Source organism: Ruminococcus gauvreauii (assembly GCF_025151995.1).
Taxonomy (GTDB): domain Bacteria; phylum Bacillota; class Clostridia; order Lachnospirales; family Lachnospiraceae; genus Ruminococcus_G; species Ruminococcus_G gauvreauii.
Map to the genome: position 1 here is coordinate 864947 of NZ_CP102290.1, position 21604 is coordinate 886550.

The window sequence follows — 21604 nt, forward strand, 5'->3', positions numbered from 1 at the left end:
TTCCTCCTTTCCTACAAAAAAATTATTTTATAGTCTTAACTGTTTCCTTAATCGTTACCAAAGATTTTTTAGGCCCTGGTACAGCACCTTTTACCAACAGCAGGTTATTCTCTGCGTCTACGCTTACGATTTCCAGGTTCTGGATCGTAATCTTCTTGTTACCCATCTGACCCGGCATTTTCTTGCCCTTGAATACTTTACTCGGATCGGACGCAGCACCGTTGGAACCTGCATGACGGTGATATTTGGAACCATGAGTCATAGGTCCTCTGGACTGTCCATGTCTCTTGATGGCCCCCTGAAAGCCTTTACCTTTGGAAATTGCTGTCGCATCAACTTTGTCACCTGCTTCAAAGATATCAGCCTTGATTTCCTGTCCTAATTCAAAACTTTCCGCATCGTCCAGTTTAAACTCTCTGACGAATCTTTTATAGGAAACGCCCGCTTTCTCAAACTGTCCTTTCATTGGTTTATTCACAAGTTTTTCTCTCTTGTCAACATAACCGACCTGTACTGCACTGTATCCGTCATTGTCAACTGTTTTTACCTGTGTCACCACACAAGGTCCAGCCTGCAGCACAGTTACCGGAGTTAATACTCCGTCTTCGTTGAAGATCTGTGTCATACCGATCTTTGTTGCTAAAATCGCTTTCTTCATTTCTTTACCTCCTGCTTAATCTACAGCGGATTACACTGTGATGTGCAATCATCCTAGACAGAAAGTCAATACACGATGTAATCATTATATTAACCTGTAGGATAATTTACTTCATTTCATTATTTTTTGTTTTTCATTTTGATATCAATGTATACACCTGCCGGCATTTCCAGTCTGGATAATGCATCAACTGTTTTCTGAGTTGGTGTAACGATATCGATCAGTCTTTTATGAGTTCTCTGCTCAAACTGTTCTCTGGAATCTTTGTACTTATGAACCGCTCTAAGAATTGTAACTACCTCTTTCTTAGTCGGAAGTGGGACCGGTCCACTCACTACTGCTCCATTCTTTTTTACAGTTTCGATAATTTTGCTTGCAGATGCATCAACCAGCTGATGATCATAAGCTTTCAATGTGATTCTCATTACTTGACTTGCCATAAAAAAAGTCGCCTCCTTTTCGCACTTTTCGAGTACGACAAGCGGTGACTGTACACATCCCCGGGTGTGTCCTAAAATCACACGCGGCATTCCATTCTTACAATGGACTTTTTTAACTTGTACAGTGACTTGTCGCCAGTTTTCTAACTTGACATTCGCTCCACGGAAAACCTGCAGTTTCTGCAGCAACCTCACGCTTCACAGCTATCAATGTCACAACATGAATCATTATAAACGAAACCCCTCGCAAATGCAAGGGGTTTTTTTCATTTTCCGGATTTTTTTTCATGTTTCGATTAAAGCAAATCCGAATAGTCCAGAATCGTCACTCCGCTGTCGTCATCTTTCACTATGCCCGGCTCATCTCCGTCCTCTTTTGCCTTTTTCAGCAATTCCTCCGCCGTGTATACAGGCATGGCGAGTGTCCTTTCTTCCATCTGCTCTTCTTCCGTCTCCGATTCCTCGTCTTCCACGACTGGTTGTACTGCCGCTTCGACAGTTTCCGCCGCCGTTTCTATCTCCGGTTGGGCCCACATATCGTCTTCATCCGTCGTTTCAAATTCCTCCATCAGAACACGAAGATCATCACCCTTCTCCAACACCGCTTCCGGATCGGCTTCAGTACTCTTATCGTCACCGGCACGACCGCCTGACACAAGTGCCTCTTCCTGACGCAGAAGCTGTTCAATCTCGAGAACATCTTCTGATTCTTCTTCCGCCCGTTCTGCCTCCGGCTTATCCTCAGCTTCCTCCGGAATGATTTCCAGTTCTTCTGTCTCAAAGGCGTCTGCCAGAATATTTTCTTCGGCGTACGGTGTCTCTGACCTTCCGCCCTGAAGTCTTTCCTGTTCAACGACGCTGGATACTGCCGACGCTATCGCATTGCTGGCCTCTTCCATGATCTGCGAGGACATATCCACATGAACCGGGCGCCTTACCGGCTGTTCTGCCTCACGCTCCTCTTCCTCGTCCTCATCTTCTTCGTCTTCCTCGTCGTCATCAGGGCGCCAGAGTTCTGCCAGAACAAAAAGAATCACAACAAATACAACGGCCAGACCGATGATGATCAGCCCTTCCGTACTTTTCATCGCCATCGAGATATAGCCGATAAACGGAACGCTCAGCACTACTTTTGGTACATTTGAGCGAAACGTTTTCGTAACCGGCTCCGCACTGGAGTTCTTTGTGTCTTCAAGCACACATGTGCCATCGCTGGTATCTATGCTTTTGACACGATATACGTAATTACTGTCATTCTCAGACACAAGTACATCGTCACCAATTTCCAGTTCTGTAACTTTGTCATCTATCGCGTAAGTCACGGATCCTTTGCCAAGGTTCGTATCCATATCCACTTCATCGATGATTACTGTCGTTACCCCTGCCAGAGGCGGGATCAGCAGTGCGCCCGCAACCACAATGGAAAGCAGCAGAATAATGTTTACAATCCATTTCAAAAATCTTGCCATTCTTATTCTCTCCTTGTATTTGAATTCCCATTACATTTTATTCTAACATCAGATTTGGATTCTGTACACAAAAAAATATATAAAATTTGCTTCCGTACACCCCATACAGGCCCGAAAGCACCTTGCCCGACACATGATTATGAATTATAATAGCTTCAACTGGAGGTAATATCTATTATGAATTCTGAAATTAAAACCATCGAAGACCTCTCATTAAACGCCTGGCCTTCACATCAGATACAAATATACGACGGCTGGCTGCTTCGGTTTTCCTATTTTTATACACACCGCACAAACAGTGTGGAACAGATAGGACTGTCCACCATTCCAATCGATGATAAAATCGAATACTGCGAACAGGTCTACCGCAAGTGGGGAACACCTTCCATATTTAAAATAAGTCCGCTCGTCGACAGGATCTTCGACCGCGAACTGGAACGCCGCGGTTATACTGTCGAACATACGACAGACGTCATGACGCTGGATCTCACTCACTTCAGTCCCGGATGCTCAGTTTCCGAAGTTATGCTGGAGCAGACAATCTCCCCGCAGTGGATCAACGGACTTTTTGAATTGAAAGGCACCACCAATATCACCCACCGTCAGATCGTCCCATCGATGTACCGTGCAATCCCCAAAGACACAATCGCCGCATCGATCAGCGCAGACGGAAAAATCGCCGCGACCGGACTCGGCATCATGGACCGGGATTTCGTCGGCCTGTATGCCATTCACGTCCATCCCGCCTTCCGCGGCCGCGGGTATGCGCGTGCCGTCTGCAGTGCTATCCTGCTGGAAGGAATGAGGCAGGGCGCCTCACGCTCTTATCTTCAGGTCGTCTCCGGCAACAAACCAGCCGAAGCGCTTTACCGTTCCTTCGGATACGAGCCCCTCTATACATACTGGTTCCGCATTCTTCCTTTCTATTGATAATATAATGATATCAGGACCAAAATACCATACGTCTCATATCGTATGAAACAGTGTGATTTTTGGATCCGCAAAACATGAAGAAGGAGTATTTCACATATGGACTTTTTACGATTACTGGCTGAACACCGCACACCGCTGCTCGATGTACTGTTTCAGTTTATCACCCTGTTTGCACAGGAAACCATCGTCGTGGCAGTGATCTGCTGGTTTTACTGGGGACGTGACAAAAATCTGGCTTACACGCTTGGTTTCACCTATTTTATCTCCGGACTCACAATACAGGGACTGAAAGTTACGTTTCGGATCCCCCGTCCCTGGGTGCTGGATGCGGATTTTCATCCTGTATCATCTGCCGTTCCCGCTGCGACAGGCTACTCTTTTCCAAGCGGTCATACGCAGAGCGGCACCGCCCTGTTTTCAACACTTGGCTTCTCCTCGAGGAAAACAGCGCCGCGAATCCTGTGTGCTGTCATGATCGTACTGATCGGTTTTTCCAGGCTTTATCTCGGTGTACACACCCCAAAAGACGTCCTGGTCTCAATGGCAGTAACATTTGCCATATCAGCCCTCGTATGGAAATACGGACGTCCTCTGCTTGACACTACCCGTTACGATCATATGATCAGCCTGATAATGATTCTGGCATCCTGTGTACTTATCATTTACAATTTCAGCTTATACCATACGGGAGTTCTTCCTGCCTCCGAAGCTGCTGACTGCTTCAAGGCCTGCGGGGCAGGTCTGGGATTCGCATCCGGTTTCTATGTGGAAAGACGCTGGATCAACTTCACATATCCGGACACCCGGAAAGGCAGACTGCTGCAGTTTGTAATCGGTCTTCTGACCACGCTCGCATTCCAGCAGGGGCTGAAACCCATTCTGGGCGATTCCATATGCGCAGGCATACTGCGCTATCTGATCGTTGTTTTCTGGATCATTGCCCTGTATCCATACCTCTCTCAGAAACTCAGAAACTCTGCCCATCACAGCATCTGACAGAAAAAAAGGCATCCAAAGACTGTTTTTCACAGCTTTCGGTGCCTTCTTTAGATTTCCGGTTTATTTTAGTTATTTACGGGACGAAAGATATTTCGCAATACCCTGAATTGCTTCTTCTTCATCTTTGCCGTCTGCATACACAACGACGCTTTCCCCCGTTGACAGCCCAAGAGTCATCATTCCCATAATGCTCTTCGCATTGACTCTCCGCACTCCGCTCTCAATTTGAATCTCGCTTTCAAATTGACTTGCAACCTGAACAAGCATCGCCACGGGACGGGCTTCCAGTCCATTCGCCAGCTGAATCGTAATTGGTTTCTTAATCATAATAAAACTCCTCCTTGTTCTCCTTAAGCTTAGAAGCAATCTCACTTAATTTTCTCAGCCTGTGGTTCACCCCGGACTTTCCAACCTGAGGAGTCAGCATGGTGCCAAGCTCTTTCAGGGTTGCCTCCGGATATTCCAATCTTAAAACCGCTATTTCTTCCAGACCCTCTGCCAGGCTGTTAAGTCCTGCCGTGTCCCGGATATATTCAATATCTTGTATCTGTTTAACAGCTGCGGAAACTGTTTTATTGATATTCGCAGTTTCACAGTTCACTTTTCGATTTACGTTATTCCGCATTTCTTTGAGAATCCTGATGTTTTCTAAATTCATCAGGGAAACATTCGCTTCCATCAAGCCTAGAAAGTCAACAATCTGGGCCCCCTCCTTTATATAAACAACGTAATACTTCTTGCGGCTCACAATTTTCGCCTCAATCCCGAGGCTCATGATAATCTCCTGAAGCTGCGCCGCCTTGTCCATAGCTGTACATACGATTTCCAGATGATAAAACTTCTCAGGCGCGCTCAGAGAGCCGGATGCCAGAAACGCACCTCTTACGAATGCCCTTTTACAGCAATTCCTCTGTACCACAAGGTGATTGACCAGCGCAATATCTTCCGCCGGCATGCCATCACCGCCCAGAAATTTGGTGGCCTTCAAGAGCCGGATTGACTCTTCATGCGATGAAACCGTAAGCAGATATACGTTACTTTTCTTTAAATACTGATTGCGCCGAATCACAATTTCAGTATCTATCTTAAATCCTTTTTTCAAGATTGTAAAGCATTTTCTCGCAACAGCCACATTTTCCGTATGTATTTTTACCGAATACCGGTCTTCTTCCGAGATCAGAACCTCACCGCACATGCTGATGATCGCTGCGATCTCAGCAATCTGGCAATGCCTTGCCGCATTGAATTGTTTTGATAACTCTTCCTTTACATCCCCCGAAAAAGACATGTTCATCCTTCTTTCCAAATACCGCACCTGATCACAGAGGCTTTGCCACAATATCCTTTCCTATGTCCCGGTGTTCTATTTTCAGTCCGTATTCCTCTTCACCCGACAGCCTGTAAAACAGCTCGTTAGCCAGCGTTACAGATCGATGTTTCCCACCGGTGCATCCCACAGCGATGACCAGCTGATTTTTTCCCTCTACTATATAATTCGGAATCAGAAATCTTATCATATCATCAAGTTTATCCAGAAACTGAACCGCGACTTCAAACCCCATTACATAATCCCTGACCGGCACATCATTTCCGCTCAAAGGCCGCAGCTCCTCCAGATAATACGGGTTGGGGAGGAACCGGACATCGAACACGAGATCTGCATCCTCCGGTATCCCGTATTTAAATCCAAAGGAAAGAATTGTAATCATCAGGCTTTTAAATTTCTGATCCTTAACAAATATCTTATCCAGTTCGGCTTTCAGTTCTCTTGTCAGCAGCCTGCTCGTATCCAGTATATAGTCTGCGTGTGTCTTAAGAAACTGCAGCTTGTTTCGTTCTCTGCTGATCCCCGTCTCCACACGCCCCGTCCCGGCCAAGGGATGGCTTCTGCGTGTTTCCTTGTACCGTTTGATCAGCACATCATCATCCGCATCCAAATACAGAATTTCATAATTCAAATGATTCATTGCCATATTTTCCAGAATCTTTTCCAGTGCATCAAGCGACTCTCCGCTGCGGATATCCACGCCCAATGCAACCTTCTGTATTCCATCCGGAACACTCTCCACAGCAAACTGTGCAAACTTCTCCATCAGTGCGATCGGGAGGTTATCCACGCAAAAGTATCCCGCATCTTCCAGCATTTTCAACGCCGTACTTTTACCAGCCCCCGACATACCGGTCACAATCACAAAGCGCATACGCTCTCCTCTTTTAATGAAATTCTCCCAAAAACCTGACTTCCGGTTCCAATTCCACTCCAAACTGTGCTTTTACTTCTTTTCTCACATGCTCCATCAGCTCCTGCACGTCACGAGCTGTAGCATCCTGCACGTTCACGACAAAACCACAATGCTTTTCAGAAATCATGGCGCCGCCGACACGGTATCCCCGAAGACCGGCATCCATGATGAGTTTGCCCGCAAAATATCCCTGCGGTCTCTTAAATGTGCTGCCTGCGCTCGGAAATTCAAGCGGCTGTTTTTCACACCTCAGCCTTTTCAGCTCATCCATCCGCTCACGGATCTGTGATGTATCACCGTTTTCCAGTTCAAACACTGCTTCCAGAACAATATACTGTTCTTTTTTGATGATGCTGGTGCGGTAACCCAGTTCCAGCCTGTCTGCCGGAATCGTAAGAATCTCCCCGTCCCGATTCAATACCGTCACTTCCGCAAGAATATCTTTCATCTCACCGCCGTATGCACCGGCATTCATAACAACCGCACCTCCGGCCGTTCCCGGTATTCCCGCGGCAAATTCCATGCCGGTGAGTCCGAGTTCCAGGGCCCTGTTTCCGATCTGAGAGAGAAGAGCCCCCGCCTGCGCCCTGATCCGGGTGCCTTCCGCCACAATCTCACTCATATTTCTATAGAGCTGGATAATCACACCCCGATACCCATCATCGCTGACAAGCAGGTTGCTTCCATTCCCAATAATGCAGCCAGGTATCTCCTCTTCCCTGCACAGCCTCAGAATCCCGGCTGTCTGCCCGGCGTTCTGCGGATTCACAAAATAATCCGCCGGTCCTCCGATACGGAACGTCGTATGATTTTTCATGGGCTCCTTTTGCTTCACAAAATCCTCACCGACAACCGCACACAATCTTTCATATATCGATTCCTTCAAATCGTTTCCTCTGCCTTCCACTGATTTTTTTCTCCGCTGTCCTCTATATACTTTATCGCCAGAACCTTTATTTTATGCTTTTTTGACTCAGTAAATCGCGAATGACTTCACCGGCCAGCATCAGTCCTGCTGCTGATGGAACAAATGATATGCTTCCCGGAACAGGATGTGACGTACTGCCTTTCTTCTCATTTGTATCCGTTCTCCTCTTTACAGGAATCTCCTTCGAATACAGCACCTTCACCTTTTTGATTCTGCGCTTTCTAAGCTCCTGGCGCATTACTTTCGCCAGCGGGCAGACACTGGTCTTTGAAATATCAGTTATCTCAAACCGTCCCGGATCCAGCTTGTTGCCCGTCCCCATGGAACAAATGATCGGCGTCCCGGCTCTTTTCGCATTTTCAATCAATAAAAGCTTGGACGTCACCGTGTCAATCGCATCGACAATGTAATCAAATGACTCAAGATCGAACAGTCCGGCGGTCTCCTCATTATAGAACGTCTGATATGTATGCACCAGCATATCCGGATCTATATCGCGCACCCTGTCTTTCGCCACCTCAGTCTTCAATTTTCCGATCGTTGAGTGCAGCGCAAACAGCTGCCGGTTAATATTCGTGGCCGAAATCACATCGTGATCAACCAACGTCAGCGAACCGATCCCACACCTCGCCAATGCCTCAACAGCGTATGACCCGACTCCCCCCAGGCCAAAGACAGCTACTCTCATCCTTCCAAGCTGCCGTACCCCTTCGCTCCCTATTAAAACTTCTGTTCTGGAAAGCTCCTGCTGCAATATCCTGTCCTCTCTTCTTCTCTTCGTATACCGTCACTATCCCGGCTCTTTTCGGTTATCATACCATACTCTTTATAAAAAATGCAACCGGACAAGCCGGCTGCATCGTTTTTATGACTTCATTTTGGGTTTGCACACCAGACTGACCAGATATCCAAAGATCAAGGCGGCCGATGTCCCCACCGCTCCTGCCTTGAAACCACCCATAAATAAACCTATGAATCCGTCCGCATCCACAGCTTCCCGGATCCCTTTCCAGAGCACATTGCCAAACCCAAGGAGCGGTACACTCGCCCCTCCGCCCGCAAATTCCTGGAACGGTCCATATACACCTATCGCACCCAGAAACGCCCCGATGCACACAAGCAGTACCATGACACGGCCGGGCATCAGCTTCGTACGATCCAGCAAGATCTGTACCAGTGCACAGATCAGCCCTCCTACCCAAAATGCATTGATATAATCCATCCTTTGGCCTCCTTTACGCTTCCACATGTTCCAGCACAACACCATGCGCGATCCCCGGAACACTTTGCCCTTCATAAAAACTGACTTTAGACAGCAGAGCTCCCGTCGGAACAAACAGAATCCGTTTCCACTCACCGCTCTCGAGCCTAGGTAAAATATATGATGCAAAAACCGTTGCCGCACAGCCGCAGCCACTTCCGCCTGCATGTGTATCCTGATTTTCCTGATCGTAGATCAGCATGCCGCAGTCCAGATGCTGCCTGTGGATATCACATCCTTTTTCCTTCAGCAGATCCAGCAGGATTCTCTGGCCCACATAACCGAGGTCTCCGGTTATGATATGATCGTAGTCCTCCGGTGTTCTGATAAAATCTTTCAGATTGCAGAAGATGGTATCACATGCGGCCGGAGCCATGCAGGCCCCCATGTTTTGAGAGTCTTTCAGTCCGTAATCTACGATTTTACCAGTTGTGATTCCTGTGATCTTTACCCTGCTCTTTTTCGTACCAAGCACACATGCGCCGCTTCCTGTCACCGTCCATGCCGCCGAAAGAGGCCTCTGATTCCCGTACTCAAGCGGAAAACGAAATTCCTTCTCGGCACTCCCGAAATGGCTCGATGTAAGCGCCAGTACGTAATCCGCGTATTCTCCGGCAATCGCCATTGAGCCAAGCGACAGCGCCTCCCCCATTGTGGAGCAGGCCCCGTACAGGCCGTACAGCGGTATCCCGAGAGTGACGTTCCCAAAACTCGATGCAATCGACTGCGCCAGCAGGTCTCCGGCAAAAATCATGCGAATCTGACTGTTCTGCATCCCCGCCTTTTGGACCGCAAGTTCCGCCGCCTCTTTCTGGAGCGTGCTCTCGGCCTCCTCCCAGCTGTTCATCCCAAGCATCGGGTCTTCTTTTGCGCAGTCAAAGCACAGGCCAAGCGGCCCTTCCTTCTCTTTGCTGCCCACAATGGAAGCGCCGCTTTGTACGTATACCTCTTTTTTCAATTCAATGCTTTGTTTTCCAATTGTCTGTTTCATATTCAACCCTGCCTTTAATTCCTGTTCTGGAATTAGTATCTCTCATTTCCGGCAGAATCATACAGCACAATCTATTTTGTCCCAAAGATACGGTCTCCGGCATCCCCAAGTCCCGGGCATATGTACGCATCCTCATTCAGTTCCCGGTCTACGCACCCGCAGTAGATCTGTACATCCGGATGTGCTTTCTGCAGGCGTTTTACCCCTTCCGGAGCCGCAATAATACACATGAACTTTATCTTCTTCCCGCCGTGCCGCTTTACAAAATTGATCGCAGCCTCCGCCGACCCTCCGGTCGCGAGCATCGGATCTAGGACAACAATCACCCTCTCCTCGATGGGATCCGGTAATTTGCAGTAGTACTCATGCGGTTCATGAGTTTCATGATCGCGGTAAAGCCCGATATGTCCCACCTTCGCAGACGGTACCAGTGCCAGCATACCGCTCACCATGCCAAGCCCCGCACGCAGGATCGGCACAATCGCCAGTTTCTTTCCGGCAATGACAGGCGCTTCACATTCCTCGATCGGCGTCTTTAACGTAATCTTTTCCATTTTCAGGTCCCTCAGCGCCTCGTATCCCATCAGCATGCCGATCTCTTCCACTAATTTGCGAAACTCATTCGTTCCCGTCGTCTCATCGCGCAGCCGCGAAATTTTGTGCTGGATCAGCGGATGATCCATAATAAATACCTCTTCCATATCATTCTCCTTTTCTCATATATACCAGTCCATCAGAATCATCGTCATGAACCCAAACAGCAATGCGTAGGTTGCCTGCCTCTCATACCCATGACTGTGAGTCTCAGGTATCATCTCATCGCTCACCACATAGATCATCGTGCCTCCTGCGAACGCCAAGGCAAACGGAAGGATTGCACTCGCGACTGTCACCGCGCCAAAGCCGATCATCGTTCCAAAGATCTCAATCACCCCGGTAAAACACGCGATGACAAAGACTCGAAATTTAGGGACGCCTGCCATGATAAGCGGAGACACGATCACCATTCCTTCCGGGATATTCTGAAGCGCGATTCCTATCGCTACTGTTATCGCATTCCCTATATTTTCCGTGCCAAATCCAACCCCGGCAGCAATCCCCTCCGGAAGATTATGAATGGCGATTGCCATCACGAAGAGCATGACTTTATTGAGCTGACTCTGTCTGTCAGCGTGCGCCTCCTGGTCCATTCCCGTAATGCGGTGTAGATGCGGTGTCAGACGGTCCGCAAAGTTAAGAAACACTGCTCCCGTCAGGATCCCCAGAAGCGAAACCCAGACATTACCCTCTTCCAGAGACGGAACAATCAGTCCAAGCACCGCCGCCCCCAGCATGATCCCGGCCGCGTAACTCAGTATGATATCATTGAACCGATGCGGTATCCTGCGAAATAAAAAACCAATCAAAACGCCGGCAATGGTAGCTCCTCCCACTCCAAACGCCGTGATAACTGCCAGCTGCATATCTTTATCCTCCTGTAAATCAAGTCTTTCAAACACTATTATTGTATCAAATTTATCCTGACATAACCACAGGCAATCTCTTTTTTACAGTACAAAAAGTCCGGGGAACCGGACTCTTCGCAATGAAATGTATCCAATCTTGTACAGATCAGCCCACGACACCACAGATTTTCAATATCCAGTAGATCAGACCTATGATCCATGAACTTGTGATACCGTATAAAATAACGGGGCCAGCGATAGAAAAAATCTTGGCGCCCTTGCCAAAGACCTCGCCCTCCGTCTGATATTCGATCGCTGCCGCAGCTACAGAATTAGCAAATCCGGTAATCGGCACAAGCGCTCCTGCTCCTGCGAACTTTGCGAGTTTCGGGTAAATATTCAGTCCCGTGAGCACTGCGCTCAATAGCACCAGGATCAGCGAACACCAGGCTGCTGCCTTCTCTTTGTCAAGTCCCTGCCCCTGTGCCATATTCAGCAGGAACTGCCCCAACACGCAGATCAGGCCGCCGACGATAAAAGCTTTCAGCATATTGGCAGGCAGGCTGTGTACCGGTGTCACCTCTTTGACATATTTCTCATACTCCTTTTTACTTGCTTCTGTCTTCAGACTTTCCATGTTATCACCATCCTTTATAAAAAAACCACAATGAACCCAGCACCTTTCCAAGCGCCATACTGATAATCACAAACGCAACGCCTCTTACAATTCCGGTTCTCCGAAACATGATTGCATAGATATCCACCACTTCACCAAGCGCAACGATCCAGCTCCCCAGGAAAATACCGGAAAATGTTCCGAACACCAGCAGACCGATCCAGCCAAACGGAATCCCCACCGGAAGAAAGCACATAACATTACCGATCACCGCACCCAGGATAGCCATATTTTCATACAGCATGATATGATTGGCGGTTCTCGTGATGCCCGCATAGCGGGGTACAATCCCCAGGCTGATGATAAACGCCACGACTCCGCTCGCAATCACACCTCCAAAACACAGCCCCAAAAAACCCAGTACCACATACATACTCCGCTATTCCTTCCCTTTCCGCTCCTCCTGCTCTATGATCGTCGTATCCACTGAATCCTCATACGTACGCATCTCAACCTCCATCGGTGTCGGATCCTGAGTAAGTTTTCGTTTTCCAAAATGGTTGAAAAAGAACACGGCGCCAAGACCGATGCCGATCGAATACGATATCTCAAGGACTGTAAATCCCGTATATTCCATTCCGGTAAACTCGACATAAATTTCTTCAAAAAGCTTGGGAATATCCACATCCGAGTTGAACGTCATAATCGAAAATGCCGTGCCGATAAAGGTCACAATACACACAAAAATAATTTTTATCACACTTATCAGCCGGCGCTTTTTCGATGGGTCTTCAAATGTCATGATAAAATTAGGCTCTCCAATATGAGTCACATCGACATTGGAGTCCAGAGCCTGTATCTTTTTCACGATATCAGTCACCGCCATGGGATAGCGCCCATACTGCTCCTCTTTGATCGTCCGTATTTTCAGCGCCTGCATTTTGGCCAGCACCGCCGGATCACTGCACGAGAGATTCGCAATGTCCTTCAGGTAAACATCCGGACTGCTCACCCTGATATTCTTATCCGTCTGCAAATAAAGCATCGTACTCATATAGCCACATCCTCATCCATCATCCGTTCCACCAGCATGCCTCCGGACTTTTCTTTTTCATTTCCCCGCTGCCATAGATAACAGCCAATTCCTGCCGCGCACGTCAGCACGAGCACTACCAGCCAAACCACTATCCGTTTCCGTGTCATACTTTCCCTTCTTTCTGCGCATTCTATTTGTACTTCATTTAGTATTAAGATTTTGCAAAAAAATATACGGAGAAAGTCACAACAACTTTCCCCGTAATCCCAATAAAATCTTTTTTTCCATTCTGGATACCTGTACCTGCGTCATCCCCATTTCCCTGGCGATAGCCGTCTGTGTCATATCCTGGAAATATCTTTTATAGATCAGTTCACGCTCTTTTGCATTCAGAGTTCCGAGAACCTCCGTCAGGACAATCCGATCCAGTGCAGTCTCCTGACTGTCGCCTTCCTCTTTCAGCTTGTCCATCAGTTCTATACTGTTGCCTTCGCTCTGATAGATGGTCTGCTGCAGAGACTCGATCTGAGCCCCTGCATCCATGGCTTCCACCAGCTCTTCTTCCGGCACCTCAATCGCAGCGGCAATCTCAGAAAGTGTTGGTTCTCTGCCCATCTGCTTTTCCAGCTGTTCTTTTGCAGCATACGCTTTATGTCCTGTTTCCTTCAGCGACCTGCTGACCTTTATCATTCCGTCATCCCGGAGAAAACGCTTCATTTCCCCCGCGATCATGGGTACTGCATAGGTGGAAAATCTGACTTCATAACTCAGGTCAAATTTATCCACAGCTTTCAGCAGTCCGATGCACCCTATCTGAAACAGATCTTCCATATCGACCCCACGGTTTGCAAACCGTTTCACAATACTCCAGACCAGTCCCATGTTCTCATTAATAATCGTATCTCTCGCTTCCTTATCCCCTTCGTGCGCCAATTCAATCAGGGCAAGGGTATGCTCCATACTTCCTCCTTCTCATTCCGGAAACTCACCAATACGGCTTCCGACTGTCTTTTTCATGTGAACCTCCGTCCCTTTTCCGGGCTCCGATACCACAACGACCTCGTCCATGAAGGCTTCCATAAAAGCAAATCCCATACCGGATCTGTTCCACTCCGGTTTTGTTGTAAAAAGCGGTTCCATCGCCTTTTTTACATCTTCAATTCCTTTTCCATGATCGATCACCGTAAGATATAATTCGTGACCTACCGTCTTACATTCAATCCTGATCTTATGTACCTCACCCTCGTATCCATGAATGATTGAATTTGTGATTGCCTCCGATACCGCCGTTTTTACATCTGCGACCTCCTCGAGTGTAGGATTCAACTGCGTGCAGAATGCCGCAACCGCCACTCTGGCAAACCCTTCATTGCAGGAGCGGCTGTCAAATTCAATGCTCATTTCATTCGTGTTCTCCATACTGTTCCCCTTTCTGATTCCCCTTGATATTCCATTTTTTCTCCCTGCTGATCGATATCAGTTTGTAGATCCCTGACATATGGAGCAGTTTATCAATCCGGTCATTCACATGCACCGCCTCCACTTTTCCGCCGATGAGGTTGATATTCCGATACCTTCCCATGATCACTCCGATCCCCGAACTGTCCATGAAGTCTGTCTCCCTGAAGTCAAAGACAATTCGCCGTATATTCTTCTGCTCCATGATCCAGTCCGTCTTCTGATTCAGCATTTCCGCAATATGATGATCCAATTCTTTCGGAACGAAAACTGTAAGGTTCGTCCCACTTACCCGAAACATGTCATCCATACGATCCCATACTCCCCTTATTTAATTTTTTACCCAAAACCCATTCGTATCAAAACGGGGATACGCAGTCTCCTGCGCATCCCCGTTTTAGAGGTTTCTCTATTCTTCGTAGTTGTCCCCGGTATTGCCTTCATTTCCCGGATCTGTGGGAGAGCCGTCCCCCTCACCTGTATCCTCTTCCGGGCTTCCTTCGTCTTCTTCGTTACCCGACTGAGGTTCTTCCCCGGATCCGCCCTGCGCATCTTCTTCACCGCCTCCGGCGGGCGCCTGGCCGTTCTCGTCCGCGTCCAGGATATCCTGGCCGCTGTTGATGGCATCGATGTATGCCTGTGCACTTGACGCACGCCGCGTATCCGGATTCTGTTTAATGATCTCCTGAAAATATTTCAATGCATTTTGTGTGTCACCGCTTTCGCGGTAAGAATGCGCCAGAACATTCAGTACTTCATAGTCCGTTTCATCGATCTCCAAAGCCTGCACCAGCTGTGTGACAGCCGTCGCATAATCCTGCTGGTCAAATGCCTCAATTCCTGCAGTTTTAAATTTAGAAAACAGTGTGGACCTGATATCCGCGTAGATACTGTCATAGATCGCCTTAGCATCTACCGACAACAGCTCCACGTTCACCTCGGCAAGTGAATTTGCCGCGTTTGTATAATTTTCTTCCTGATATGCGCTCCACGCCTTGATCAGATTTTCATAACTGGTCACGCGCTCATCCGCCTGGGAGATCTGATCCTGTGCAGATGTTACAGTTTCTTCCGATTCCCTGATCTTATCTTCCATCTTAGACAGCTCAGCCGCCTGGCTGGCCATCGTGTTACTGTACTCTGTAACCTTTTGATTGGCCTCACGATTAATGCTCTGCACCCTCGCCGGAACAAACAGAAACCATACAACGCACGCTCCCACGACTAGCCCGAAGCCGATATTCAAAACCGTGGAGAACACGGAGCTCTCTCTGAAGGCAGGCGGCAGAATCACATCATTGACAATCATCTGCTCTTCCCGTTCTTCACGCTTATTTCTCCTGAAGTTCCATCTGGATTCCAGATTTGTATGCGTGCCGGTCTGTTCATCAACTTCCCTGAGAAAACGCAGCGTCGTGGAGTTTGTCTTATCAATTTTTGCCGCCTTCTTGAGAATCCGTCTGGCCTTCTCGTATTCCTTCTCATGAATATAATTAAGTGCCAGCAGATGATACGCCTTGATCAGCTTGGGATTCTGCGTCAGAATCTTCTTCAGCTGAATCACCGCTACATCAGAACTTCCGTTCCTGCAGCAGCCCAGTGCCTCATTATATTTCTTTATGGTCTGGTTGATTCCGTCCAGCTTGTTGGCATTCGCCTGCAGCCTGTCGATATATTCGGCTGCTATGTTCCCCTCCGGCATAATATTCTTGCTGATCACCCATTCGCTCAGTGCCGAGACAGCCTCTCCTGTCTCAAAATACACCAGTCCCAGCAGATTTCTCGCCTGTATATTCAGCTTATTAAATTTCAGGCTCCGTTTCAGCAAATCGATTGATCCGGATAAATCCCGGATTTCCGCTTTTTCAAGTCCCTGATTATAATACAGATTCGAAAGGAGATATGCTTTTTTCTGCACCACTACATCGAACCCGCACTTCGGGCAGTGTGAGGATTCATTCAACAGAGCACCGCAGTTCATACAATTCATCTGTATTCCTCTCACTCTTTCTTCGTCTTTGTCTGTCCGCCCGCATCCAGCATCTCTTTCAGAATATCGATCACATCGGTCAGATCTCTGTTGTATACGGCATTCTCCACTTCATCCACATCCAGACTCGGTTTGAATTTTTTCAGTTCCTCTTCATAATTTATCATTTTCGTATCTCCTTAGACACTTCTTGATCTCTCCCACCAGATACAGGGACCCCACACAGAACAGAAGACCGTCTCCTTTCATCGCACGGGCTTCATCAAACGCCTTCGCAATATCAGGCTGCACATATACCATGCGGCACCCGTTCTTCCGAAATTCCTCTGCGAGCTCTCCGGCTGATACGATGCGTTCGCCTTCAATCTGTGTCGACACAACAGCATCCGGGCGAATCCGCCGGCAGATCTCAGCGATCATTCCCCGGTACCGCTTGTCTGCAACCGCAGAAAATAAAATAGTAATCTTATAGTTCTGCTTAAAGTGAACAGCCGTCTCCACAAACCTGCGGACACCGTCTTCGTTGTGCGCCCCGTCCACGATCACTCCGGGAAGTATCGTTTCCATGCGCCCCTCCCACTTCGTCGCGGCAATTCCCCTTCTGAGTACCTCGTCGGTCAGGCCATGTGTATTTTTCAGAATCTTCATCGTAAAATATGCCAGAGATGCGTTCATCATCTGATATGCCGCCACATACGGAATCGTCAGCTCATCCTCACCGCCAAAGAGAAACCTGATCCCCTCCGGCGTATTGCTGACCACCTCATACATGGATTCCTCCAGCATAAATGCGGGGCTTGCAAGCTCATCCGCACGTCTTTTTATCACCTTTGCCGCATCCGGACTGCATCCATCGAATATCACGGGGACCCCCGGTTTGATAATGCCGGCTTTTTCGGCGGCTATCTTTTCCACCGTATCTCCCAGATATTCTGTATGATCGAGACTGATCGATGTGATAATGCATGCAAGAGGGTGCAAAACCGTATTCGTCGCATCCAGCCTGCCGCCCAGTCCGGTTTCCAGCACAGCGTACTCCACCTGTTGTTCCTGAAAATAAAGCATCCCTACTGCAAACAGGATCTCAAAGTAGCTTGGATGTTCCAGGCCTTCTGCCACAAACTCGTCTGTCACCTGCTTTACCCTGCCAAACAGCCTGACAAAGGATTCATCGTCCATCATTTCGCCGTTCACACGAAAACGTTCATTCATCCTCACCAGATGCGGAGACGTAAACAAGCCGCAGGAAAGTCCGCCTTCCCGCAGCATCGATGCCAGATACGCACATACGCTGCCTTTCCCATTCGTCCCTGCCACATGAATTACCTTCATGGTATTCTGCGGGTCTCCCACACGGCGAAGAAGTTCTTTTGCATGAGCAAGCGGTTCTTTAATCGCAAATCGCGGAATCTGTTCTATATAAGTTACTGCTTCTGTATAATTCAAAAAACCACCACTTTACATGTATTTGCGTCAAAAACTTTTGACTCTTATACATTATAATAAGTGGTGGTTATTTGCAAGTGGTTTATGTCGCAACTTTTGACTTTCTTCTATTAATTTCCGCCTGTCATCAGTTCAACCGCAGATTCCGCTGCAGCCTTTCCTCCGGCATACCCTGTCGTACTGACAAGCCTGTCATAGTCTACGGCACTGCTTCCAAACCCATTAAGAACGACGGAAACATCGTTATCGTGTGCGGCTTCCGCGACAGGCTGCGCGTCAACGGACTTATCCGGCGTCACGACCAGCACATCCACGTTCTCATTCAGCATCCCGATACACTCCGACACCAGTTTCCTGTCATTTCCGGCCAGGTTTATGATCCGGCAGCCGTAGCCCAGGCTGTCTGCTTCTGCGCTCAGTTCATCCGCAAACGCTTCCGTGTCCTGATCCATGTCATAACACAGATACCCGATCACACCGCTCACCTCCTCGTTACCTGCAGCGCTTTCCGTTCCGCAGGCGCTAAGCATACCCGCCATAACAACACCTGCCATTGTCATACCCAGTACTCTTGCCTTCATAATCAATTCCTCCTCATAAATAGAATTTAAATTTTTAAGACGCTTCCGTCCATTGTTTATGTTTTTGTGCTGTTTAACCGTTTATCAGTTTTTACTTTGTTTATCTTGTGTTTATAATATAACATTAAACTCGCTTGCAGTCAATAAAAAAACATGTAGTTTTTTATAATTGTTTATTATATACATTAAACTGTTTAATAGCGCCGTTTTTTTCATCATATTCACTTCATTGCCTTAAAACCGCCTCAAAATCATACTCGGATCGGAAAAAGATCAAAAAAAAACAAAAGACATCGGTGTAGGATCCGATGTCTTTTGCACATGAGAATTATATAGAGTAAATTAGTCAATAGGCTTTTCATTAAACTATCAACATTCTGTTCTTGTATGTTTATCTTCTTTTTTATTTAATATAATATAGTGTCTGATATATGTCAATGGATTTTAAGTGGTTTTAGCATTTTCATTCACTTAATACATTAAACTGTTCATTCATAATATATTTTTTCTTTCCTTTACGTGTTCTATATTAATCTTTTTTCAGCAAAAATACAATTATATTTACAAGCATTTCATTAAAGTTTTCTGCTGTTTTCCCAACACGGACCCAGCACATCAAAAAAAGACCGCGCTTTGAAAAACGCGCGGTCCCTTTGCTGTTTACATTCTGAGCAGGGTCAGATCTCCACCCATACGTTACCGTTTGCATTGCTTTCGACACAGGCATCGACAAATCGAACACCGTTAATACCGTCTTCAATGTCCGGATAAATGTATTGTTTCTCCGTCGCCCCATCTTTTCTTGCAATGACATCCCGGCAAAACGCTTCATAGATATTTCCAAACGCCTCATAATATCCTTCCGGGTGACCTGCCGGCAAATGCGACATGCCAAGACTCTGCTCCCCATTGTAATCACGGTTCATAGCCAGATACTGAACCGGCTCTCCAAGACGTGCAAATTTCAGCAGTCCCTGTTTACCATGATACCACTCCAGGCTTCCTTCGGTTCCATAGATACGGATGCGTACATCTGCATCATGACCGATTGCTACAATGGAAGACCACAGATTTCCCGAAGCCCCGTTGCTGAGCTGCAGCATCACATTGCTGTTCGTTTCAAGCGGTAATCCGTCCACCGTATTGTCAAAGCGTGCCAGTACTTTTGTAATTTCCAGTCCTGTGGCGGCATGGATCAGAGATTCCAGATGAGTCCCGATATCCACAGTACACAGCGACCCATTCGCCCGCTCCGGATCGATCCGCCACATTTTTTTACGTGTCTCTTCATCACGCAGCCCCAGAAGCAGCCAGTCCTGCGGATACTCTGTTGTCACATACACGATTTCTCCGATTTTTCCTGCCTCAATCATCTCTCTTGCCTGACGCACCATCGCATACCCGTGATAAGAATAGGTGACAGCAAAACAAAGATTGTTTTCTTCCGCCAGTTTCTTCAGCTCCTTCGCCTGCTCAACCGTCGATGTGACCGGCTTGTCACAGATTACATGGATTCCCTTTTCCAGAAACGTCCTCGCAATGTCATAATGGGTATCATTCGGTGTTGTAATAGCAACAAAATCAATGCCGTCCGCGCGGGAGCTTTCCGCTTCTGCCATCTCTTTATAATTGGCATACACGCGGCTCCTATCCTCCACATTCCATTCTTCTGCGGCCTGCGCATTTTTTTCCGGATTTCTCGTAAAGCATCCGGCTGTCAGTTTCGCAAATCCTCCCAAAAAAGCTCCTCTTCTGTGTACATCTCCGATAAAAGCTCCATTACCCCCGCCTACCATACCATACTTCAGATACATAACACTTCATACCTCCTATACTCTTAATGTTTGTTTAAAAACACCCCTAAACACCATCTTCGGTAAACTACCAATGAATGTTTGATATTTTTAGAGTAATACAGATGAAGAATCATGTCAATTCAGATTCTTGCACAGATTCAGTAAAATCATCAAAATACTGCATTTATATTATTTTACATTTTTCTAAACGTTTAGTATGGATTGCAAACAAATTGTATGTTATGATGTGTAATAAGAATGAACTAAATGGGAGGCTTCAGAAATCTATGAAAATGACTGTAAGGAAAATCGCCGAAGCTGCTGGCGTCTCTCCAGCTGCTGTTTCACTGGTTTTAAATGACAAGCCCGGGGTCAGGCCGGAACTCCGCACCCAGATTACTGACCTGCTGCTTCAGAATGGTTATTCCATCCGTAAAAAGGAAGAGGCTGCTCAAAAGCGTATTCTCTATCTCTACTACCGGGATCCTTCCTGGACTCCTTATATGCGCAATGAATTCAGCACACGCGTAATGGAAGGTGTAGAGCATGCATGCAGGCAGAAGCAGTACTCCCTGTCGATCGCCAATGCCAGTTACGAAACATTAAACCAGATTCTGGAAGACGCCCGGAACACGAACTGCGACGGCATTGTATTTCTGGGAACAGAATATAAGCACAGAGATTACCACCGCTTTGAAAATTTTCCAATCCCCCTCGTCGTCGTAGACCGGGTGTTCAGCGGCTGTTCCGTCAACTGCTTCAATGTCGACGGAGAGATGGGGTGTTACCAGGCATTATCGCATTTAAAAGAGCTCGGACATACGAATATCGGCTATGTCACCAGCCAACAGGAATACGGCACTCACCTGGATACCGAAATTAATTTTATTCATATGCTGGAAAAGCTGGAACTTCCTTTTCAGAAAGAATTTCTTTATCACCTGGATTATTTTCAGAAAGACCTGCAGAAGAATTTTCTGGAACTGCTGAGCCAGCGCTCATCTCTGCCTACCGCTATCGTCGCAGGCAATGATATTATGGCGGCTGCCGTTGTCTTTGCCCTGATACAAAAAGGGTTGAAAGTCCCCGAAGATATCTCAGTCGTAGGTTTTGACGATTCCAATGTATGCCATATGACCTCTCCTGCAATGACTTCCGTCCACATCAGCGCGGAACGTCTGGGGGAACTGTCCATTGAAAGACTGCACTATCTGATGACCTCCGGAACCCACGACGTTCAGAGGACCTATCTCGGCACCTCGCTCTCCCTGCGCGGTACGACAGCTCCGCCCCGGAAAGACTGAGTATCCCGGT

At 47.4% G+C, this 21604-nt stretch carries 27 protein-coding genes; 3 read left to right on the forward strand and 24 right to left on the reverse strand.

Annotated features, from left to right (window positions below):
* Nucleotides 1–22 precede the first annotated feature (22 nt).
* The 3 genes from rplC to NQ502_RS04240 all read right to left on the reverse strand — a co-directional run bounded on the left by rplC (nucleotide 23) and on the right by NQ502_RS04240 (nucleotide 2567).
* Entirely contained in the window at nucleotides 23–658 is a 636-nt protein-coding gene (gene rplC / locus NQ502_RS04230) for a 50S ribosomal protein L3 (protein ID WP_028528644.1), read from the reverse strand.
* 119 nt (nucleotides 659–777) lie between these two features.
* Nucleotides 778–1098 (reverse strand): 30S ribosomal protein S10, encoded by a 321-nt coding sequence (rpsJ, locus tag NQ502_RS04235; RefSeq protein ID WP_028528645.1) that lies wholly within the window; start codon nucleotides 1096–1098, stop codon nucleotides 778–780.
* Between the two features lie 296 nt (nucleotides 1099–1394).
* Nucleotides 1395–2567, reverse strand: a complete 1173-nt coding sequence (locus tag NQ502_RS04240; protein ID WP_028528646.1) for a hypothetical protein — start codon at nucleotides 2565–2567, stop codon at nucleotides 1395–1397.
* A gap of 177 nt (nucleotides 2568–2744) precedes the next feature.
* Between NQ502_RS04240 and NQ502_RS04245 the strand changes: the two genes are divergently transcribed.
* Together NQ502_RS04245 and NQ502_RS04250 are read left to right on the forward strand one after the other, a co-directional pair.
* A complete protein-coding gene (locus NQ502_RS04245) occupies nucleotides 2745–3497 on the forward strand; it encodes a GNAT family N-acetyltransferase (protein WP_028528647.1) in 753 nt (250 codons plus the stop codon).
* A gap of 99 nt (nucleotides 3498–3596) precedes the next feature.
* Complete coding sequence (locus NQ502_RS04250; RefSeq protein ID WP_028528648.1) at nucleotides 3597–4496, forward strand: phosphatase PAP2 family protein; 900 nt, start codon at nucleotides 3597–3599, stop codon at nucleotides 4494–4496.
* Between the two features lie 72 nt (nucleotides 4497–4568).
* Here the strand turns inward: NQ502_RS04250 and NQ502_RS04255 are convergent, their stop codons facing one another.
* From NQ502_RS04255 to NQ502_RS04355, 21 genes are all read right to left on the reverse strand, one after another.
* Nucleotides 4569–4826 (reverse strand): HPr family phosphocarrier protein, encoded by a 258-nt coding sequence (locus NQ502_RS04255; RefSeq protein ID WP_028528649.1) that lies wholly within the window; start codon nucleotides 4824–4826, stop codon nucleotides 4569–4571.
* Entirely contained in the window at nucleotides 4819–5787 is a 969-nt protein-coding gene (gene whiA, locus NQ502_RS04260) for a DNA-binding protein WhiA (RefSeq protein WP_028528650.1), read from the reverse strand. Before whiA ends, NQ502_RS04255 begins: the two co-directional genes overlap by 8 nt.
* Before the next feature lie 31 nt (nucleotides 5788–5818).
* Nucleotides 5819–6700: an RNase adapter RapZ gene (gene rapZ, locus NQ502_RS04265; protein ID WP_028528651.1), complete on the reverse strand. Its 882-nt coding sequence runs from the start codon at nucleotides 6698–6700 to the stop codon at nucleotides 5819–5821.
* 13 nt (nucleotides 6701–6713) lie between these two features.
* Nucleotides 6714–7628, reverse strand: coding sequence for a UDP-N-acetylmuramate dehydrogenase (gene murB / locus NQ502_RS04270; RefSeq protein WP_028528652.1), 915 nt, complete (start codon nucleotides 7626–7628; stop codon nucleotides 6714–6716).
* A 67-nt stretch (nucleotides 7629–7695) separates the two neighbouring features.
* Nucleotides 7696–8424 carry a tRNA threonylcarbamoyladenosine dehydratase gene (locus tag NQ502_RS04275; protein WP_028528653.1) on the reverse strand — a complete coding sequence of 243 codons (729 nt, stop codon included), beginning with the start codon at nucleotides 8422–8424 and terminating at the stop codon, nucleotides 7696–7698.
* Between the two features lie 111 nt (nucleotides 8425–8535).
* Nucleotides 8536–8892 carry a SpoVA/SpoVAEb family sporulation membrane protein gene (locus NQ502_RS04280; protein ID WP_028528654.1) on the reverse strand — a complete coding sequence of 119 codons (357 nt, stop codon included), beginning with the start codon at nucleotides 8890–8892 and terminating at the stop codon, nucleotides 8536–8538.
* A gap of 13 nt (nucleotides 8893–8905) precedes the next feature.
* A complete protein-coding gene (gene spoVAD / locus NQ502_RS04285; RefSeq protein WP_028528655.1) occupies nucleotides 8906–9922 on the reverse strand; it encodes a stage V sporulation protein AD in 1017 nt (338 codons plus the stop codon).
* A gap of 71 nt (nucleotides 9923–9993) precedes the next feature.
* Nucleotides 9994–10623 (reverse strand): uracil phosphoribosyltransferase, encoded by a 630-nt coding sequence (upp, locus tag NQ502_RS04290; protein WP_028528656.1) that lies wholly within the window; start codon nucleotides 10621–10623, stop codon nucleotides 9994–9996.
* A gap of 15 nt (nucleotides 10624–10638) precedes the next feature.
* Complete coding sequence (locus NQ502_RS04295) at nucleotides 10639–11385, reverse strand: ZIP family metal transporter (RefSeq protein ID WP_028528657.1); 747 nt, start codon at nucleotides 11383–11385, stop codon at nucleotides 10639–10641.
* Between the two features lie 148 nt (nucleotides 11386–11533).
* Entirely contained in the window at nucleotides 11534–12004 is a 471-nt protein-coding gene (locus NQ502_RS04300) for a SpoVA/SpoVAEb family sporulation membrane protein (protein ID WP_028528658.1), read from the reverse strand.
* A 4-nt stretch (nucleotides 12005–12008) separates the two neighbouring features.
* Nucleotides 12009–12416: a stage V sporulation protein AB gene (locus NQ502_RS04305; RefSeq protein ID WP_028528659.1), complete on the reverse strand. Its 408-nt coding sequence runs from the start codon at nucleotides 12414–12416 to the stop codon at nucleotides 12009–12011.
* 6 nt (nucleotides 12417–12422) lie between these two features.
* Nucleotides 12423–13037 carry a stage V sporulation protein AA gene (locus NQ502_RS04310; RefSeq protein WP_028528660.1) on the reverse strand — a complete coding sequence of 205 codons (615 nt, stop codon included), beginning with the start codon at nucleotides 13035–13037 and terminating at the stop codon, nucleotides 12423–12425.
* Complete coding sequence (locus NQ502_RS04315; protein WP_156887907.1) at nucleotides 13034–13186, reverse strand: hypothetical protein; 153 nt, start codon at nucleotides 13184–13186, stop codon at nucleotides 13034–13036. Before NQ502_RS04315 ends, NQ502_RS04310 begins: the two co-directional genes overlap by 4 nt.
* A 76-nt stretch (nucleotides 13187–13262) precedes the next feature.
* Nucleotides 13263–13979 carry an RNA polymerase sporulation sigma factor SigF gene (gene sigF / locus NQ502_RS04320; RefSeq protein WP_028528661.1) on the reverse strand — a complete coding sequence of 239 codons (717 nt, stop codon included), beginning with the start codon at nucleotides 13977–13979 and terminating at the stop codon, nucleotides 13263–13265.
* Nucleotides 13980–13991: 12 nt separating this feature from the next.
* Nucleotides 13992–14438 carry an anti-sigma F factor gene (spoIIAB, locus tag NQ502_RS04325; protein WP_028528662.1) on the reverse strand — a complete coding sequence of 149 codons (447 nt, stop codon included), beginning with the start codon at nucleotides 14436–14438 and terminating at the stop codon, nucleotides 13992–13994.
* Nucleotides 14422–14787 carry an STAS domain-containing protein gene (locus tag NQ502_RS04330; protein ID WP_044983251.1) on the reverse strand — a complete coding sequence of 122 codons (366 nt, stop codon included), beginning with the start codon at nucleotides 14785–14787 and terminating at the stop codon, nucleotides 14422–14424. Before NQ502_RS04330 ends, spoIIAB begins: the two co-directional genes overlap by 17 nt.
* Nucleotides 14788–14886: 99 nt before the next feature.
* Nucleotides 14887–16467 carry a tetratricopeptide repeat protein gene (locus tag NQ502_RS04335; RefSeq protein ID WP_083963283.1) on the reverse strand — a complete coding sequence of 527 codons (1581 nt, stop codon included), beginning with the start codon at nucleotides 16465–16467 and terminating at the stop codon, nucleotides 14887–14889.
* A gap of 11 nt (nucleotides 16468–16478) precedes the next feature.
* Complete coding sequence (locus NQ502_RS04340) at nucleotides 16479–16634, reverse strand: hypothetical protein (RefSeq protein WP_044983252.1); 156 nt, start codon at nucleotides 16632–16634, stop codon at nucleotides 16479–16481.
* Nucleotides 16621–17913: a bifunctional folylpolyglutamate synthase/dihydrofolate synthase gene (locus tag NQ502_RS04345; RefSeq protein WP_028528663.1), complete on the reverse strand. Its 1293-nt coding sequence runs from the start codon at nucleotides 17911–17913 to the stop codon at nucleotides 16621–16623. The genes NQ502_RS04340 and NQ502_RS04345 overlap by 14 nt, the downstream gene beginning before the upstream one ends.
* Before the next feature lie 110 nt (nucleotides 17914–18023).
* Nucleotides 18024–18494: a type 1 periplasmic-binding domain-containing protein gene (locus tag NQ502_RS04350; RefSeq protein WP_028528664.1), complete on the reverse strand. Its 471-nt coding sequence runs from the start codon at nucleotides 18492–18494 to the stop codon at nucleotides 18024–18026.
* A 677-nt stretch (nucleotides 18495–19171) separates the two neighbouring features.
* Nucleotides 19172–20308, reverse strand: a complete 1137-nt coding sequence (locus NQ502_RS04355) for a Gfo/Idh/MocA family protein (RefSeq protein ID WP_028528665.1) — start codon at nucleotides 20306–20308, stop codon at nucleotides 19172–19174.
* Between the two features lie 269 nt (nucleotides 20309–20577).
* Between NQ502_RS04355 and NQ502_RS04360 the strand changes: the two genes are divergently transcribed.
* Nucleotides 20578–21594, forward strand: coding sequence for a LacI family DNA-binding transcriptional regulator (locus NQ502_RS04360; protein ID WP_028528666.1), 1017 nt, complete (start codon nucleotides 20578–20580; stop codon nucleotides 21592–21594).
* The last annotated feature ends 10 nt before the right edge of the window (nucleotides 21595–21604 follow it).